Annotated in this window: 11 protein-coding genes; 4 read left to right on the forward strand and 7 right to left on the reverse strand. The window is 63.0% G+C overall.

Going from position 1 to position 17,620, the window contains the following annotated elements; all coding sequences use genetic code 11:
* Nucleotides 1-16 precede the first annotated feature (16 nt).
* Nucleotides 17-1,069, reverse strand: coding sequence for a threonine aldolase family protein (locus AC0L2Z_RS08315; protein ID WP_473627489.1), 1,053 nt, complete (start codon nt 1,067-1,069; stop codon nt 17-19).
* A gap of 576 nt (nt 1,070-1,645) precedes the next feature.
* Here AC0L2Z_RS08315 and gltB point away from each other — a divergent pair.
* Both gltB and AC0L2Z_RS08325 read left to right on the forward strand, forming a co-directional pair.
* Nucleotides 1,646-6,394, forward strand: coding sequence for a glutamate synthase large subunit (gene gltB, locus AC0L2Z_RS08320; protein ID WP_473627491.1), 4,749 nt, complete (start codon nt 1,646-1,648; stop codon nt 6,392-6,394).
* 143 nt (nt 6,395-6,537) lie between these two features.
* Nucleotides 6,538-7,992, forward strand: a complete 1,455-nt coding sequence (locus tag AC0L2Z_RS08325; RefSeq protein ID WP_023798073.1) for a glutamate synthase subunit beta — start codon at nt 6,538-6,540, stop codon at nt 7,990-7,992.
* A 170-nt stretch (nt 7,993-8,162) separates the two neighbouring features.
* On the opposite strand, the gene AC0L2Z_RS08330 is transcribed toward AC0L2Z_RS08325, so the two are convergent.
* Nucleotides 8,163-9,398 carry an SGNH/GDSL hydrolase family protein gene (locus AC0L2Z_RS08330; RefSeq protein ID WP_419694634.1) on the reverse strand — a complete coding sequence of 412 codons (1,236 nt, stop codon included), beginning with the start codon at nt 9,396-9,398 and terminating at the stop codon, nt 8,163-8,165.
* Nucleotides 9,399-9,508: 110 nt separating this feature from the next.
* Entirely contained in the window at nt 9,509-10,732 is a 1,224-nt protein-coding gene (locus tag AC0L2Z_RS08335; RefSeq protein WP_128247070.1) for a lytic murein transglycosylase, read from the reverse strand.
* 212 nt (nt 10,733-10,944) lie between these two features.
* Here AC0L2Z_RS08335 and galU point away from each other — a divergent pair, with 212 nt between their 5' ends.
* Nucleotides 10,945-11,850 (forward strand): UTP--glucose-1-phosphate uridylyltransferase GalU, encoded by a 906-nt coding sequence (gene galU, locus AC0L2Z_RS08340; protein WP_023798070.1) that lies wholly within the window; start codon nt 10,945-10,947, stop codon nt 11,848-11,850.
* A 70-nt stretch (nt 11,851-11,920) separates the two neighbouring features.
* Here the strand turns inward: galU and AC0L2Z_RS08345 are convergent, their stop codons facing one another.
* Nucleotides 11,921-13,651 carry an outer membrane beta-barrel protein gene (locus AC0L2Z_RS08345; RefSeq protein ID WP_128247071.1) on the reverse strand — a complete coding sequence of 577 codons (1,731 nt, stop codon included), beginning with the start codon at nt 13,649-13,651 and terminating at the stop codon, nt 11,921-11,923.
* A gap of 162 nt (nt 13,652-13,813) precedes the next feature.
* Here AC0L2Z_RS08345 and AC0L2Z_RS08350 point away from each other — a divergent pair, with 162 nt between their 5' ends.
* The gene (locus AC0L2Z_RS08350; RefSeq protein WP_023798068.1) at nt 13,814-14,815 is read left to right on the forward strand and encodes a KpsF/GutQ family sugar-phosphate isomerase; all 1,002 of its coding nucleotides are present in this window, start codon (nt 13,814-13,816) and stop codon (nt 14,813-14,815) included.
* Nucleotides 14,816-14,891: 76 nt separating this feature from the next.
* Here the strand turns inward: AC0L2Z_RS08350 and AC0L2Z_RS08355 are convergent, their stop codons facing one another.
* The 3 genes from AC0L2Z_RS08355 to hemH form a co-directional block, all read right to left on the reverse strand.
* Nucleotides 14,892-15,362 carry an NfeD family protein gene (locus AC0L2Z_RS08355; RefSeq protein ID WP_023798067.1) on the reverse strand — a complete coding sequence of 157 codons (471 nt, stop codon included), beginning with the start codon at nt 15,360-15,362 and terminating at the stop codon, nt 14,892-14,894.
* Between the two features lie 4 nt (nt 15,363-15,366).
* Nucleotides 15,367-16,317: an SPFH domain-containing protein gene (locus tag AC0L2Z_RS08360; protein WP_023798066.1), complete on the reverse strand. Its 951-nt coding sequence runs from the start codon at nt 16,315-16,317 to the stop codon at nt 15,367-15,369.
* A gap of 149 nt (nt 16,318-16,466) precedes the next feature.
* Nucleotides 16,467-17,531: a ferrochelatase gene (hemH, locus tag AC0L2Z_RS08365; RefSeq protein ID WP_473627493.1), complete on the reverse strand. Its 1,065-nt coding sequence runs from the start codon at nt 17,529-17,531 to the stop codon at nt 16,467-16,469.
* Nucleotides 17,532-17,620: the final 89 nt, after the last annotated feature.

Consider the following 17,620-nt stretch of genomic DNA (forward strand, 5'->3'; position numbering starts at 1 on the left):
TTATGGATAGGTGCCGCTATCCAGCAATTAGCTCGCCAAAGCGGTTGACCTCTTCGGCCGTGGTCGCAAAGCTGGTGACGAAACGATAGAGCGCTTCGTCCTCGCCGATATGGCCAGCAAAGTCGTGCGGCTTGTGCCAGTCGTAGAAGGCGGCACCGGCCAAAAGCACCCGTTCCGCCTTGGCCTTTTTCATCACCGCGAACACTTCGTTGGCTTGCGGCAGCCAGGCCAGACGCGCCGACGCGGAATCCTCGATCAGTGCTGCGAGGCGTGCTGCCATGGCGTTGGCATGCCGCGCCGTGTCGAGCCACAGGTCGTCCTTGAAATAGGCTTCGAACTGCGCTGCGATGAAGCGCGATTTCGAGAACAATTGCGCCGCGCGCTTGCGCAGGAAGGCCAGTTCCCTGGCGCGGTCGAGGTCGAACAGCACGATAGCCTCGGCGCACCAGCAGCCGTTCTTGGTGGCGCCGAAAGAGAGGATGTCGACGCCGCCCTTCCAGGTCATCTGCGCCGGTGTTGTCTCGAGCGCGACCAGCGCATTGGCGAAGCGGGCACCATCCATGTGCAGCGGCAGTTTGTGATGCTTGGCGATCGCCGAAATCCTGGCAATTTCGTTCAGTGTGTAGATGGTGCCGACCTCGGTCGACTGGGTGATCGACACCGCCATCGGGCGCCCGGAATGGACGATTTCAGCCGCGAACCGGCCGACCGCCCTGTCCAGGTCGTTCGGATCGATCTTGCCCAGCGCACCGTCGACGGCATGGAGCCGTGAGCCGCCGGTAAAGTATTCCGGGGCGCCGCATTCATCCTCGATGACATGCGACTCTCGATGGCAGAAGGAAATGCCGCCCGATTTGTTGTAGGCGGTCAGCGACAGGGAATTGGCGGCGGTGCCGGTGGCCACGAAAAACACCGCGACCTCGCGCTCGAAGATTTCGTTGAAGCGCTGGTATGCGGCCTCGTCGAGGGCGCCGTCGCCATAGGCGGTGGAAAAGCCGCCGGCATGGGCCGACAGGCCCGCGGCGATGCTGGGATGGGCGCCTGCCCAATTGTCGGAAGCGAAATTCATGCGTTTGCCTGTGCTGGGGAAAATCAAGGCGACCTTGGCCGCTTTCGCATGCCGCTCGCAAGTGCCAAGCGCCGGAAAAGCGGTAAAGCCAGCGAGAGGCCGGACCTAAAGCGCGTCGCGTTCGGCCGGCCTCATGCGACGCGCTTTAGGTTTTTGTTTTCATGCATGTCGTTATCGCAAAACCGCTGCACACTTTTGCGCGACATGCATTAAGGCGGACGACTGAAGGTTGCGTTTTGACGGGGTGGCGCGTAATTTTCTATCTCTGGATGCTCACAATTGTTGTGAATCGGTCTTGTGCGCATCCGCAATTTCTGTCATAAAAATTTAGGACAGTAGTGCTGTCTTATTTTGTCGCACAAAACAGGCTGGATTGGCGTATCATTGGGCCTCTCCGGCCGTTGCCGCGAGCGACAGGTAGACAGCCTGGCTCTGGCCTGTACGATTGCCGGATGCGAACCAGGCCGCCTGGTTCTGCAAGGATTTTCGCAAGACGTGCCGCAAGGATGAGAGGGAAGCTCATGCGCTTCCCAACGGAAACCAGCGCCCTAAGGGCTGGGGATGGAGGACAGGACGATGACGGAAGTGACGCCATCTGCGACGAACGGCCCGGCCGCGCAGACGAAAGCGCCAGCCGTCAAAAATCCGTCCATCGCCACTGGCCTGACCAAGATCGGGCGGACCCCTACCGGGTTCGCCGCCCACGGCCTTTACGATCCGCGCAACGAGCACGATGCCTGCGGCGTCGGCTTCATCGTCAATATGAAGGGCGTCAAGTCGCATCAGATCGTCACGGACGGCCTGGCGGTGCTCGAAAATCTGACGCATCGCGGCGCCGTCGGCGCCGACCCACTGATGGGCGACGGCGCCGGCGTGCTGGTGCAGCTTCCCGACCGCTTCTTCCGCGAGGAGATGGCCAGCCAGGGCGTCGAACTGCCCAAGCCTGGCCATTACGCCGTCGGCCATGTGTTCATGCCGCGCGATCCTGAGCTTCAGGCGCATATCGAAGGCATCATCGCCGAGGTCGCGCAGCTCGAAGGCCAGCCGCTACTCGGCTATCGCGACGTGCCGGTCGACAATTCATCGCTGTCAAAGGCGCCTGATATCGCTGCTTCCGAACCGGTCCAGCGGCAGGTGTTCCTCGGCCGTGGCGCCGAGATCGAGAGCGACGACGATTATGAGCGGCGGCTCTACATCCTGCGCAAGGTGATTTCCGGTCGTATCCATGAAGAGACCAAGGGCGTCGACAATGGTTTTTACGTCGTGTCGATGTCATCGCGGACCATCGTCTACAAGGGCATGTTCCTGGCCTATCAGGTCGGCGCCTACTACAAGGATCTGACCGATCCGCGTTTCGAGACGGCGCTGATCCTCGTCCACCAGCGTTTCTCGACCAACACCTTCCCGTCGTGGAAGCTGGCGCATCCCTATCGCATGGTCGCCCACAATGGCGAGATCAACACGCTGCGCGGCAACGTCAACTGGATGGCGGCGCGGCAGGCCTCGGTCGATTCCGAACTGTTCGGCAACGACATCTCCAAGCTGTGGCCGATCTCCTATGAGGGGCAGTCGGACACCGCCTGTTTCGACAATGCGCTCGAATTCCTGACGCAGGGCGGCTACTCGCTCGCTCACGCAATGATGATGCTGATCCCTGAGGCCTGGGCCGGCAACAAGCTGATGGATCAAGATCGCAAGGCCTTTTATGAATACCACGCCGCCCTGATGGAGCCGTGGGACGGGCCGGCGGCGGTGGCCTTCACCGACGGCCGCCAGATCGGCGCCACGCTCGACCGCAACGGGCTGCGCCCGGCGCGCTATATCGTCACCGACGACGATCGCGTCATCATGGCCTCGGAAGCCGGCGTGCTGCCGGTGCCGGAGGAAAGGATCGTCAAGAAGTGGCGGCTGCAGCCCGGCCGCATGCTTTTGATCGACCTGGAGAAGGGCCGCATCGTTTCCGACGAGGAGATCAAGTCGGAGATCGCGACCAGGCATCCCTACAAGAGCTGGCTCGCCAACACCCAGCTCATCCTCGAAGACCTGAAGCCGGTCGAGCCGCGGGCGCTGCGCAGGGACGTCAGCCTGCTCGATCGCCAGCAGGCGTTCGGCTTTACCCAGGAAGACACCAAGCTGTTGATGTCGCCGATGGCGACCACCGGCCAGGAAGCGGTCGGCTCGATGGGCACCGACACGCCGATTTCGGCGATGTCGGACAGATCCAAGCTGCTCTACACCTATTTCAAGCAGAACTTCGCCCAGGTCACCAACCCGCCGATCGACCCGATCCGCGAGGAACTGGTGATGAGCCTGGTGTCGTTCATCGGGCCAAGGCCTAACATCTTCGACCTCGTCGGCAATTCGCGTCGCAAGCGGCTCGAAGTGCGCCAGCCGATCCTGACCAATGGCGATCTTGAGAAGATCCGCTCCATCGGTCACACCGAGGACCGTTTCGACACCAAGACGATCGACATCACCTATGCTTCGAACGAAGGCGCGGCCGGCATGCAGGGCGCCATAGACCGGCTGTGCGAGCGCGCCGAGGCGGCGGTCGCCGGCGGCTACAACATCATCATCCTGTCCGACCGTCAGCTCGGGCCGGACCGCATCGCCATCCCGGCATTGCTGGCGACGGCGGCGGTCCACCATCATTTGATCCGCAAGGGATTGCGCACGTCGGTGGGGCTGGTGGTCGAGTCCGGCGAACCGCGCGAGGTGCATCATTTCTGCTGCCTTGCGGGCTATGGCGCCGAGGCGATCAATCCCTATCTCGCCTTCGACACGCTGCTCGACATGCATAAGCGCGGCGAGCTGCCGGCCGAAGTCGACGCCAATGAGGTCGTCTCCCGCTACATCAAGTCGATCGGCAAGGGCATTCTCAAGGTGATGTCGAAGATGGGCATCTCGACCTACCAGTCCTATTGCGGCGCGCAGATCTTCGACGCCATCGGGCTGAAGACCGATTTCGTGCAAAAATATTTTACCGGCACCGCGACGCTGATCGAAGGCGTCGGGCTGGAAGAGATCGCGGCCGAAACGGTCAGCCGCCACGCCGACGGCTTCGGCAACGACCCGGTGCTGCGCAACAGCCTCGAGGTCGGCGGCGAATACATGTTCCGCATGCGCGGCGAAGCGCATATCTGGTCGCCCGATGCGGTGGCCACCCTGCAGCACGCCGTGCGCCAGGGATCGTGGCAGACGTTCAAGGACTATTCCGCTCAGATCGACAGCGAGACGGCGCGGGCGCAGAGCATTCGCGGCCTGTTCAAGATCAGGCTGGCCGAAGAAACCGGGCGCAAGAAGGTCGCGCTCGACGAGGTCATGTCGGCGGCCGATATCGTCAAGCGGTTCTCGACCGGAGCGATGTCCTTCGGCTCGATCTCCAGGGAAGCGCACACCACGCTGGCGCGCGCCATGAACACGATCGGCGGCAAGTCGAACACCGGCGAGGGCGGCGAAGAGGCCGACCGTTACCTGCCGCTGCCGGACGGCGGCAAGAACCCCGAGCGTTCGGCGATCAAGCAGGTCGCTTCCGGGCGTTTTGGCGTCACGGCGGAGTATCTAGTGAACTCCGATGTGATGCAGATCAAGGTCGCGCAAGGCGCGAAGCCCGGCGAGGGCGGGCAGCTGCCCGGCCACAAGGTCGATGCCACCATTGCCAAGGTCAGGCATTCGACGCCCGGCGTCGGCCTGATCTCGCCGCCGCCGCATCACGACATCTACTCGATCGAGGATCTGGCGCAGCTCATCTACGACCTCAAGAACGTCAACCCGGCGGCTGATGTCTCGGTCAAGCTGGTCTCGGAAGTCGGTGTCGGCACGGTTGCGGCCGGCGTCGCCAAGGCGCGCGCCGATCACATCACCATTTCCGGCTATGACGGCGGCACCGGCGCATCGCCGCTGACCTCGCTCAAGCACGCCGGCAGCCCGTGGGAAATGGGCCTTGCCGAGACGCACCAGACGCTGGTGCTCAACGGCCTCAGGTCGCGCGTCGCGCTGCAGGTCGATGGCGGCCTGCGCACCGGCCGCGACGTCGTCATCGGCGCGCTGCTTGGCGCCGACGAATTCGGCTTCTCGACCGCACCGCTGATCGCGGCCGGCTGCATCATGATGCGCAAGTGCCATCTCAACACCTGCCCGGTCGGCGTCGCGACGCAGGATCCGGTGTTGCGCAAGCGCTTCAAGGGCACGCCGGAACACGTCATCAACTTCTTCTTCTATGTGGCGGAAGAGGTCCGGGCGCTGCTCGCCGAGATGGGCTACACCCATCTCGACCAGATCATCGGCGACACCGAACTCCTGGAGAAGCGGGCGCTGATCCAGCACTGGAAGGCGCGCGGGCTCGATTTCAGCAAGATGTTCTTCAAGCCGGATGCGCCGCATGAGGCGGTGCACTGGACCGAGCGGCAGAAGCATCCGATCGACGACGTGCTCGACCGCAAGCTGATCGAGTTGGCCAAGCCGGCGCTCGAAGCCAGGCAGCCGGTCAGCATCGAGCTGCCGATCCGCAATGTCGACCGTTCGACCGGCGCCATGCTGTCGGGCGAAGTGGCAAAGCGCTTCAGGCACAAGGGCCTGCGCGAGGACACGATCTCGGTCAAGCTCAACGGCACCGCCGGCCAGTCCTTCGGCGCCTTCCTGGCGCGTGGGGTTTCGTTCGAGCTGGTCGGTGCGGCCAACGACTACGTCGGCAAGGGCCTGTCGGGCGGACGCATCGTCATCCGCCCGCCTGAGAACACGAAGATCGTCGCCGCGGATTCGATCATCGTCGGCAACACGGTGCTTTACGGCGCGACCGAGGGCGAGGCCTATTTCTGCGGCGTCGCCGGCGAGCGTTTTGCGGTTCGCAATTCGGGCGTCGCCGCCGTCGTCGAAGGTGTTGGCGACCATGGCTGCGAGTACATGACCGGCGGCATTGTCGTCGTCATCGGGCAGACCGGCCGCAACTTTGCCGCCGGCATGTCGGGCGGCGTCGCCTATGTGCTCGACGAGGTGGGTGATTTCGCCGAGCGCTGCAACATGGCGATGGTCGAACTGGAACCCGTTCCCGAAGAAGACGACCTGATGGAGAAACTGCTCCATCATGGCGGCGACCTCGATCACAAAGGCCGCGTCGACGTGTCCGGCGACATGACCAGCCATGATGAGGAGCGGCTCTATCAGCTGATCTCGAACCACGTCCATTACACGGGTTCGGTGCGCGGCCGCGAGATCCTCGACAACTGGGCGACTTTCCGGCCGAAATTCCGGAAGATCATGCCGGTCGAATACCGCCGCGCGCTGATCGAAATGGAACGCATGCGCATGGGCGTTGCGGCGGAATAGGTATTGGGATTGCCGGGAAGCAAAGCTTCCCGGTCGATGCCTTCATCAACGATCCTGGCCTCGGACTGAAGGTTGCCATGGCTGCCTTATGAGGTTAACGGGTGCGTCGTCGAGCGCGCCATCTGGACAGCAGGGACTGGACTATGGGCAAGGTAACAGGGTTTCTCGAGATCGACCGGCAGGTGCACAAGTACCAGCCGGCTTCCGACCGCATCCGGCATTTTCGCGAGTTCACGCTGCCGATGTCGGACAAGGAGGTCGAGAAACAGGCCGCGCGCTGCATGGATTGCGGCATTCCGTACTGTCACGGGCCGACCGGCTGCCCGGTCCACAACCAGATCCCGGACTGGAACGATCTCGTCTACAATGGCGACTGGGACAATGCGATCCGCAACCTGCATTCGACCAATAACTTCCCGGAATTCACCGGCCGCATCTGTCCGGCACCTTGCGAGGAAGCCTGCACGCTGAACCTCGAGGACATTCCGGTCGCCATCAAGACGATCGAGCAGGCGATCGCCGACAAGGCCTATGAAACCGGTCATATCCGGCCCTATCCGCCGGAAAGGAAGACCGGCAGGCGCGTCGCAATCATTGGCTCGGGGCCGGCCGGCATGGCGGCCGCCCAGCAGCTTGGCCGCGCCGGCCACGACGTTCACGTCTACGAGCGCGAGAGCCGGCCGGGCGGGCTGATGCGCTACGGCATCCCCGACTTCAAAATCGAGAAGCACTATATCGACCGGCGCATCGAGCAGATGCAAGGCGAGGGCGTGAGTTTTCATTGCGGGATCAATGTCGGCGTCGACAAGCCGGTGGCGGAGCTGCTCGCAGAATATGATGCGGTGCTCTATTGCGGCGGTTCGGAAACGCCGCGCCCGGCCAACATTCCCGGCGACGATCTCGACGGCGTGCATGACGCGATGCCTTACCTGGTGCAGCAGAACAAGCGCATCGGCGGCGAGCCGATCCAGTCGGTGGCGTGGCCCTCGCCGCCGATCGTCGCCGGCGGCCAGCATGTCGTCGTCGTCGGCGGCGGCGACACCGCGTCCGACTGCGTCGGCACTGCCTTCCGCCAGGGCGCCGTGCGTGTCACCCAGCTCGACATCCGGCCGCAGCCGCCGGAAAAGGAGGACAAGCTTTCGGTCTGGCCCTACTGGGCGACGAAGATGCGCACCTCGTCCTCGCAGGCGGAAGGCGCCGAGCGCGAGTTCCAGGTGGCGACGCTCGAATTCATCGGCGAGGACGGCGCGTTGACCGGCGTCAAATGCTGCGAGGTCGATGAAAAGCGCAAGCCGATCGCCGGCACGGAATTCGTCATCCGTGCGGATCTCGCCTTCATCGCTATCGGCTTTGCCGGGCCGGCCGCCGTCGGGCCGGTGTCGGAACTGGCTGGCCAGATGAAGATCGCCATCGACAGCCGCCGCTCGAACAACGTCGAGGCCAATGATCGCGACTACAAGACCAGCGTCGAAAAGCTCTATGCGGCGGGCGATGTGCGCCGCGGTCAATCGCTGGTCGTCTGGGCGATCCGCGAGGGCCGTCAGGCAGCGCGTTCGATCGACGAGGCGCTGATGGGATCGAGCGTGCTGCCGCGCTGAGACCGTTTGGAAACGCTACTCCCGCGGCCATCTGAGGGCGTTTTCTGCGCTTCCGGTGCCCGGAGCAGGTTTAATGCATGTCGCGCAAAAGTGTGCAGCGGTTTGCGATAACGACATGCTTAAAAAACAACCTGAAGCGCGTCGCATGGGGCCGGCCACAGCGACGCGCGTTAGGGAGTGATCGCCGTGGTCGTTTCGGGCACGGCCGCCGCCGCAGGCCGCTTCCTTGGCGGCCAGGAAAAATCGTCGGCGCGGCCGGGCGAAGCAGCTGATACCTTGCCCTCGACGAAGAGTTTTTCGCCAAGCCCGTCCGCCTTTGCCGGCGCTGCGGCGCCGAGAAGTTCCGTACCGCCGTCGAGTGCCGGATCGCTGAGCAGCATCGGCACGGTGCGATCGACGGCCATGGGTGTCGGCGCCGGCGCCTCGACCGGAGCGCCGGCTGGCGCATAAGCTGCCAGTGTGCCCGGGGGCGCGGTCATTCCAAGGATCTTCATCAAGGGTTTTTCAGCATAGAAGGCGAGCTTGCGTTTGCCGGCTTTCGACACACGGATGCCGTCGTCGGTGCGCAGGCGCACCGGCTGGCCGTTGATATCAGGCCCGCTGGTGACAAAGGCGCCTTCCTCGTCGACGAAACCGTCCCAGATGTCGACGAATTCGCCGCCATGGCTTTCGGCCGTCGAGCGGTAGATGTCGTTGAAAGCCAGCATGTCGGAGGTCATCTTCGGCGCCTTGAAGGCCGGCATGCCGACCCACAGATACGGCACCTTGGCCGATGCGATGGCCCTGCCGAACGCTTCGGTACGGCGTTCGTATTCCTTGGTCCACGCTTCGGTCCGTGGCTGTTCGCGTTCACCGTTCACGCGCATCTGCTGCCGATCGTTGGAACCCAGCATGACGATCACGGCCGCGGGCTTTTCGGTCTCGATCAGCGACTTGATCTGTTCGGGCCAGTTGTAGAAATCGTCACGCACGAAACCGGACGAACCATTGCTGCGAACGACGATCCTGACCTTGTTGTTTTCGGCAAAGGCGGTGTCAAGACCCTCGGCGAGGCCGGTCGCCATGAAATCGCCGACCACCAGAACGGTGCGGGCATCCGGCGCCTTCTCGACAATGGGGGCTGCCGGCTCAGCCGGCCGGCGCGGCGCGGCACGCGACTTTCTGACTTTTGGCTTCCGTGGCCCGATCCTCTGAATCCGTCGCGGCTCAATCAGTCGCGGCGGTTCCACCCGCTCGCTTCGGCGCAGAAACAACAAGTCGCGCAGCGACCAGCCACGCCTTTGTTCTTCCTGCGCCACGGCCGGCGTGTGAAAGACGGCGGCAGTGCCGACGGCCAGGACGGCAATAGCCAGAATCAGGATCGGCACGCGACGAAGGATCACACGGATACGCGCAGCCGAAACCAATTACCGTCTCCATCCCTAAAGAGCGCCGGACTCTGATACAACCGTGCCGCCGCTCTACCTTAAGTTGAGCATCGGATTTGTCCGATGCTCCAGGTCTGCCCTATGCGAAGCTAGTTCTGCCTGAGCCATTTGAGCACTTCCATGCTCGGATGTCCGTCCTGGGTCAAGCCAGCCTTCGCCTGGAAGGCCATGATGGCGGCTTTCGATCCCTCGCCGATCTTGCCGTCGAACTTGCCGTCATAGTAGCCGTACTGGGAAAGCCGTTGCTGAAGCTCCTGCCTCTCCTCGAAGGAGAGCTTCGTGAAAGGCCGCTTCCAGTCCTGCACAAGCCCACCATAACCTGCGATTTCGTCGGCAAGAAGGCCAACGGCAACCGCATATTTGTCGGCATTGTTGTAACGCTTGATGACCGAAAAATTCTTGACCATCAGGAAAGCCGGGCCGCCACGGCCGCCTGGCACCTTCAGCGTGGCCTTCTCCCCACTCTTGAACGGCTTGCCGTTGGCACGCGTGACACCCAGCGCTTGCCATTGCGACAACGACTTCGATCCGGCCGGGAACTTCTTTCCGTCGGGAAGGCTGACTTCATAGCCCCAGGTCTTGCCGGCCTGCCAGCCGTTCTTCCTGAGCAGATTGGCGGCCGTTGCCAATGCATCGGGAATCGAATTCCAGATGTCGCGCTTGCCGTCGCCGTCCATGTCGACCGCATAGGCCTGGTAGCTGGTGGGAATGAACTGGGTATGGCCCATGGCGCCGGCCCATGAGCCACTGAGGTGGCTTTTATCGATGTCGCCCCTTTGCAGGATTTTCAGCGCCGCGATCAACTGTGTGCGGGCAAACTTCGATCGTCTCGAATCAGCATAGCCAAGCGTTGCCAGTGAACGCACGACATTGCGCATGACATCGTCGCGCTTGAGGATTTCGCCGTAGTTCGATTCCATCGACCAGATCGCCAGCAGGATGTGACGGTCGACGCCGTATCTTGCCTCGATCCTGTCCAGCCACGGCTTCCACTTCCTGGCCATCTGCTTGCCAACAGCGACCGACTGGTCATGGACGCGGTTATCGAAATAGTCCCAGGCGGGCGCGGTGAATTCGGGTTGATAACGCGCTTTTTCCAGCACGACCGGGTCGGCATCGCTGATGCCCTCGAATGCGCGGTCGTAAACGGCGCCGGAAACGCCGCTCCGCACCGCGGTGGCGCGGAAGCTCGCCACCCATTGCCGGAAACCGGTGTCGGCAAAAGCCGATCCGGTGGGCATCAGCAAGGCAAGCGAAAGGCTGGCGGCCGCAACGATGCTGGTGAAGCGCTTTGCGGCGTCGCGAACGGACATCTTTTCCTCCTTCTTCATCACAGGAAGATCATTCATCGCCTAACCCGGTTAGCATTTAGTTTACCATAGGTGCCGTTGGGAACGAAAAGGCGGGTTGGTGCTTTACGGACTACAGATTTTTTCTGACCAGCCGTTCCATAATCCCAGATTCCGGCACGAAAATGTCTTGAAGCGGGATTGCCGAACAGCCTTAGAAGCGGATATTTGACAGCATGAAGAGAGTTCGCAAGGCAGTTTTCCCGGTCGCTGGCCTCGGCACGCGTTTCCTCCCGGCCACCAAGGCCATACCCAAGGAAATGCTGACCGTCGTCGACAGGCCTGTCATCCAGTATGTGGTCGACGAGGCACGCGAAGCCGGCATCGAGCATTTCATCTTCGTGACCGGACGCAACAAGGCGGTCATCGAGGACCATTTCGACGTTCAGTTCGAACTCTATGACACGCTTGCCCAACGCGGCAAGGACGACGAGCTCGCCCGCCTGCAGCGGCTGCAACCTTCGCCAGGGCAGACCAGCTTCACCCGCCAGCAGGTGCCGCTTGGCCTTGGCCATGCCGTCTGGTGTGCCCGCGAGCTGGTCGGCGACGAGCCCTTCGCGCTGCTTTTGCCCGATATGATCATGCAGTCCGAAAAAAGCTGCATGAAGGAGATGGTCGAGCTTTATGCCGAGACCGGCAACAACATCGTCGCGGTTCAGGAATGCGACCCCGCCGAGGCCCATAAATACGGCATCGTCGGCCGCGGCGAGGATACGCATCACGGTTTCCGCATTACCGGCATGGTGGAAAAGCCGAAGACCGGCACGGCACCCTCCAACCTATACATCAACGGGCGCTACATCCTGCAGCCGGAGATATTTGGGATACTCGAAGGCCAGGAGAAGGGCGCCGGCAACGAGATACAACTCACCGATGCGATGCTGAAGCTGGAGAAGCAGCAGCCCTTCTATGGCTGCCACTACCGAGGGCGCACCTTCGATTGCGGATCGCCGGAAGGCTTTGTCGAGGCCAACGTCGCCTTCGCGCTGTGGCGCAGCGACATGAACGGACGCATGGCGGGCGTTATCAGCAAGCTTCTCGACGAGATGAAACCGTCAGAGCAGCGGGGCGCGGCGTTCTAACCCCCGGGCTAATGCATGCGGCGCAAAAGCATGCCCTCGGGCCTGAACCGAGGGTGCGCGGCGGCTTGGTTTACGGCTGCAGCGTCACCCCGACAAAGATGCTGTGGGCGGTGTAGTCGCGGCCCTCGATGTTGCTGGTCTGTTTTTCAGTTCTGGCGCGGGTGGTCAGTCCGGCATATCGGTTCAGCCACCATGTCAGTCCGGCCTCGGCGCTCAGCGTCAGATCCTGGCCGTCCGACCCGATGTAGTCGCGCCAGTCTACGCCGAGAGCTGCGTTGCCGATCAGGTTGGCACGGATTTCCCGCTCGGCGGTGAGGAGGCCGGAGTAAAGGATGGTGCCGCTTTCGTCGGCGGTTGTCGTGCCCTCGACGATCGTCTGCCCGGTGAGGCCGATCGTGGTGCCGCGTTGCGGCGACCATCTGAGGTCGGCGTTCACCGTGGCGCCCGAAATTGCCGGCAGGCGGTCATCGTCGATCGCCTCGCGCAGCCAGCCGGCCGAGAACTCGCCGGCAAGCTTCTCGCCGAGGTCGAGCTCGGCGCCGGCCCGAACCCCAAGCCGCGTCGAGGATCGTTCGAAACCATTGCTGTCGACCCGCAAATCATAGACCCGGCGGCCGATTTCGACCTCGGTGAAAGGGGTGATGGCGGGCGAAATCTCATAGCCGGTGCGCAAGGTGGCGGTATAGAGCGTCGAATCGCGGTCTTTCTGCGACAGCGTTCCGCCCGTCGAAAGCCTGGCGTCGCCGTAGATGTCGTGTTCGACTGCGCCGGTCAGGGCGAAGCGCATCTTGCCGGCATCCTTCTCGACCGCCAGGCTGCCATCAATGGTCTGGCGCACCGGCTGCTCGGCGGTGCCTTCGATGACGACCGGCGAGGAAGCCGATTCCGGCGCCGCCTCGTAACCGAGCTTGGCGATAGCGCGCAGATCGTTGTCGAAGTCGACATTGAGCGTGCCTTCGACACGGCCGCGCGCCTCCTCAACCTCGTCGCCCGATAGGGTCTTGAGAAAGGTCCCGTAGCCGTCGACGATAGCCGAATTCTCCCGCCAGTCGGAGATCGCGTTGAAGCGCAGCGTCGTTTCCGACAGCAGGGCCGGCTTTCCTTCGCTGCTTGAATCGGCATTCGATGAGGCCTTCAGGCCTTGCTCGAGCGTCGGCCTGATCACGAAGGAGCCGAGTTTGATACCGGTGGCGGCGAACGGATCGTCCTCGGCCCTCCTGTCCCGGCCTTCGATGGCTTCGGCGCGCTCGGCGCCCGGATCGAGTTGCTGCCTGTCGGCGGAATCGATAGTCACGGCACGGGAATTGATTGGGTCCGTCTCGGCGGTGTCCTCGTCATCCGTCGGGGCCGTCGCCGCGGTGGCGGCCTGTGTCTCGGCGGCTTCGTCCTGATCGGCTGCGCCCTGGGTTGCGCTCGATGGCCGGCGCGGCGGGACGGGAACGGGGGCGTCCGCAAACGGATCGTCGGTTGCTTCCGGCGGATCAAAAATGCTGCCGGTCGCGGGTGCCGCGTCGTCGTCCTGCACGGCGCCCGGGCTGGCCGGCTGATAGGCGGGCGTCGGCGCAGTGCTCTGGGTGGTTGCACCGGCCTGCGCCGTCTGATCCTGGGCGATGCTCAATTGCCTGGTTTTGCGCTGCTGGTCGTCCAGAATCGCCGATTCCGAAACCTCGCCGCGCAGCTCGGTTACCTGGGCATAGGGCTGCGCAGGCCGCAGCAAGGCGAAGACGCTGGTCGCCAGCAGCAAGGCGCAGACCGCCTTGCCGTTTCGTCTTCTTTTCTTTTCAGGCGGGGCCCCGGACATCGCTACCACTGCTTGCGCGGCGCACGCGCGCCATACTTACCGAACCGTAAACGGGGATGGTTAACGTCGGGTTGAGGCGGCGGTCGATCAAAGCCCACTTGACGGCTGACGGATGGCAATTCCGTTGGACAGGCGCGCAGCAAAGCGCTAATCGCATCAGCCATGCATGCGGGATCCCCAGACAAGAAGCGGCTCGATGGGCAGGCTTCGATCGCCTCGGCGCTTAGAACGGTAGCGACCGAGCAGGCCGGTGTCGCGGCGCTGGCGGCCGCGCTCGAAAACGGATTGACCGAACCGTTCGCGCGCGCCGTCGATATTGTGTCGCATATCGCTGGCCGCGTCATCGTCACCGGCGTCGGCAAGAGCGGCCATATCGGCTCAAAGATCGCGGCGACGCTCGCCTCGACCGGCACGCCGGCTTTCTTCGTCCATTCTGCCGAAGCCAATCATGGCGACCTCGGCATGATCGCCAGGGACGACGCCATCATCGCCATATCGTGGTCGGGCGAGAGCCGCGAGCTCAAGGGCATCATCGCCTATTCCAGGCGCTTCTCGATTCCGCTGATCGCAGTCACTGCCGGAGAGCGATCGGCGCTGGCGCGGGCGGCCGATGTGGTGCTTTTGCTGCCGCGTGCGTCGGAAGCCTGCCCGCACGGCCTGGCGCCGACGACATCGACGCTGCTGCAACTGGTGATCGGCGATGCACTGGCCATCGCGCTGCTCGAAGCGCGCGGCTTCACGCCGGATCATTTCCGCACCTTCCATCCCGGTGGGCAACTTGGCGCCAATCTGACGCAGATCCGCGAGATCATGCATGTCGGCGACAGGCTGCCGCTGGTGCCTTCCGGCACTGGAATGCAAGAAGCGATCCTCGAATTGTCGCGCAAGGGGTTTGGCTGTGTGGCGATAACCGCTGCGGATGGTGCGCTGATCGGCATCATCACCGACGGCGACATCAGGCGCCACATCGGCAGCAATCTTCTGGCGATGAGCGTCGATCAGGTCATGACCAAGGAGCCGAAGACGGCCGGACCGGATACGCTGGTGGCGACCGCGCTGCAGACGATCAACAGTTCGACCATCTCCAGCCTGATGGTTGTCGAAGGCAGACGGCCGGTCGGACTTGTCCATCTGCACGATCTGCTGCGCATCGGCGCGGCCTGAGCTCGCCAGAGCGAATCGAAACAGTCTCTGAGAGACATCAGGCCTGTTTGAAAAGTCGCCCGCCGAGATGGTCGGATCAGTCCAGGACCGCCTCGACCGTCAGTTCCAGATCGGCGTCGGCCGCGCCCGTCACGCGCACCTGCGTGCCGGCCGGCAGGTCGGGGCCGGAGATGCGCCATAGCGTGTCGCCCAGCTTTATGCGGCCGCGGCCGTCCCTGATCGGCTCGTCCAGGGTGGCCATCCTGCCGATCATCTGTGCGCCGCGGCGGTTGAGCAGTGGCTGATCGGTGCCATCATCGCGCCCACCCACCAGTCTCTTGCCGACATAGGTTGAAACCAGCGACATCGCCAGGAAGGCGAGAACCTGGATCTGCCAGGTCCAGAAGTCCGCGTCCCAGATGAGCAGGGACACCACGCCGATCAGCAGCGCGGCGATGCCGATCCACAGCATGAATATGCCCGGTGCGATGACCTCCATCACCAGGAGGACGAAGCCGAGAACCATCCAAACCCAGGGGCCGAGTTCGGAAATGATGCGTTCGAACATGGCCTCAGGTCTCGCTGGGACGAACCACGGGCGGGCGTGCAGCCTGCCGCGTGCTGCCGGCAGTGCCCTCGCTGCCGAAAACTTCCTTGGCGATCGCGCCGATGCCGCCGAGCGTGCCGATCAATGACGAAGCTTCCATAGGCATCAGCACGACCTTACTGTTTGTGGCGGAGCCGATCCTGGTCAGTGCTTCGGTGTATTTCAGCGCAACGAAGTAGTTGAGCGCCTGCACGTCGCCCTTGGCGATCGCTTCCGACACCACTTGCGTGGCGCGGGCCTCGGCCTCGGCCGAGCGTTCGCGCGCCTCGGCGTCGCGGAAGGCGGCTTCCTTGCGGCCCTCGGCTTCCAGGATCTGTGACTGCTTGAGGCCTTCGGCGTCGAGGATCTGCGCGCGCTTGTTGCGCTCGGCCATCATCTGGCGCCCCATCGATTCGACGAGATTGGCCGGTGGATTGATGTCCTTAATCTCGACGCGGGTGATCTTGATGCCCCAGGGATGCGCCGCCTCGTCGACGACGCGCAGCAGGCGTTCGTTGATGGCGTCGCGGTTCGACAGCAGCTCGTCGAGGTCCATCGACCCCATCACGGTACGGATGTTGGTCATCGTCAGGTTGAGGATGGCGTTCTCCAGACCGGCGACCTGGTAGGCGGCCTGCGCCGCGTTGAGCACCTGGTAGAAGGCGACGCCGTCGACGGCGACGGTGGCGTTGTCGCGGGTGATGATCTCCTGCGTCGGGACGTCGAGCACCTGCTCCATCATGTTCAATTTGGAGCCGATGCGGTCAACGAACGGCACGATGAGGTTGAGGCCGGGGCTCAATGTCCTGGTATAACGGCCAAAGCGTTCGACGGTGTAATTGTAGCCTTGCGGGATTGTCCGGATGCCTTTGAAAAGCACGAGCACGACAAGAGCGACAAGAACAAGAAGCGCGATATCGAAACCACTGAAATCCATTTGGCTCTCCCTCAGATGCCGGTCACGGAAATGTTTCAACGCGACCGACTTCACCAAACACTTAAGTGTGTTTCAGGGACGTTACAATCAGGTGTTAGTGGATAACCGGTTCATAGAAAGCCGGTTGGCGGCGCTCGATTGTATCGGCTTCACACCCAACCCGACAGTTCGCGCCGCACCATCGCCTCGATCACCGCCATGCCCTCGGCACTGTCGTTGAGGCAGGGAATATGCGCGAACTTTTCGCCGCCGGCATGATGGAAGGTCTCGGCCGCCTCCCTGCCGATCTCGTCCAGCGTCTCGATGCAGTCGACAGAAAAGCCCGGATTGACGATGGCGATCGATCTCACGCCTTCTCCGGGCAGTTTTTCGACCGTCTTGTCGGTGTAGGGCTGCAGCCACTCCTGCGCGCCGAAGCGCGACTGGAACGTGGTGATCAGCTTCTTCTCATCCCAGCCGAGCTTTTCCCGCAGCAGCCGGGTCGTCTCAAGGCAATGGGCCTGATAGGGGTCACCCTTGTCGGAATAGGGTTTCGGAATGCCGTGATAGGAGGCGATGACCATTTCCGGCTCGAAATCGAGGCTCGCCAGATGGCGCTCAATCGACGCGGCGAGCGCTTCGATATAGACCGGTTCGGCATAGTAGGGCGGCACGCTGCGGATCGCCGGAGCGCGGCGCATCTTCATCAGCGCGCGAAACAGCTGGTCGTTGGCGGTCGCGGTCGTGGTCGCGGAATATTGCGGATAAAGCGGAAAAGTCAGAATGCGGTCGCAGCCCTGCGCGACCAGCCCTTTGGCGACGCTCTCGGTCGAAGGATTGCCGTAACGCATTGCCCAGTCGACGCTGACGCCGGGCAGGTCGCGCAGCGCCTCGGTCAGCTTTTCGCTCTGAGCGCGGGTGTAGGTGCGCAGCGGCGACTCGTTGCGCTGCCGATTCCAGATTCTCGCATAGTTGGCGCCCGACTTCTTCGGCCGCGTGGTGAGTACCAGCCCGTAGAGGATCGGATACCAGATCGCCTTGTTGAGCTCGATGACGCGCGGATCGGACAGGAATTCCCTGAGATAGCGCCACATCGGCTTGAATTCGGTGCCGTCGGGCGTGCCGAGATTAACCAGCATGACGCCGATCCTGCCCGCCCCGACCGGCGGCTGTCCTGCCGGCAGTGGGCCGACGACCTTCGCGGCTTTTCGATCGGCAGGGTTAGAAAGCGTCATAACGGGTCTCCGGACACTGCGCGAAACTAGCGATGCCGCGCCGGTTTTCAATGCAGCGTCTGGCCGCACCTTATCAGCGAAAGCAGAAA

Source organism: Mesorhizobium sp. WSM4850, assembly GCF_055811735.1.

What these genes read in the sequence shown, in the direction of transcription:
- AC0L2Z_RS08315 (WP_473627489.1), bottom strand. Translation starts at nt 1,069, where the DNA reads ATGAATTTCGCTTCCGACAATTGGGCAGGCGCCCATCCCAGCATCGCC.
- gltB (WP_473627491.1), top strand. Translation starts at nt 1,646, where the DNA reads ATGACGGAAGTGACGCCATCTGCGACGAACGGCCCGGCCGCGCAGACG.
- AC0L2Z_RS08325 (WP_023798073.1), top strand. Translation starts at nt 6,538, where the DNA reads ATGGGCAAGGTAACAGGGTTTCTCGAGATCGACCGGCAGGTGCACAAG.
- AC0L2Z_RS08335 (WP_128247070.1), bottom strand. Translation starts at nt 10,732, where the DNA reads ATGTCCGTTCGCGACGCCGCAAAGCGCTTCACCAGCATCGTTGCGGCC.
- galU (WP_023798070.1), top strand. Translation starts at nt 10,945, where the DNA reads ATGAAGAGAGTTCGCAAGGCAGTTTTCCCGGTCGCTGGCCTCGGCACG.
- AC0L2Z_RS08345 (WP_128247071.1), bottom strand. Translation starts at nt 13,651, where the DNA reads ATGTCCGGGGCCCCGCCTGAAAAGAAAAGAAGACGAAACGGCAAGGCG.
- AC0L2Z_RS08350 (WP_023798068.1), top strand. Translation starts at nt 13,814, where the DNA reads ATGCATGCGGGATCCCCAGACAAGAAGCGGCTCGATGGGCAGGCTTCG.
- AC0L2Z_RS08355 (WP_023798067.1), bottom strand. Translation starts at nt 15,362, where the DNA reads ATGTTCGAACGCATCATTTCCGAACTCGGCCCCTGGGTTTGGATGGTT.
- AC0L2Z_RS08360 (WP_023798066.1), bottom strand. Translation starts at nt 16,317, where the DNA reads ATGGATTTCAGTGGTTTCGATATCGCGCTTCTTGTTCTTGTCGCTCTT.
- hemH (WP_473627493.1), bottom strand. Translation starts at nt 17,531, where the DNA reads ATGACGCTTTCTAACCCTGCCGATCGAAAAGCCGCGAAGGTCGTCGGC.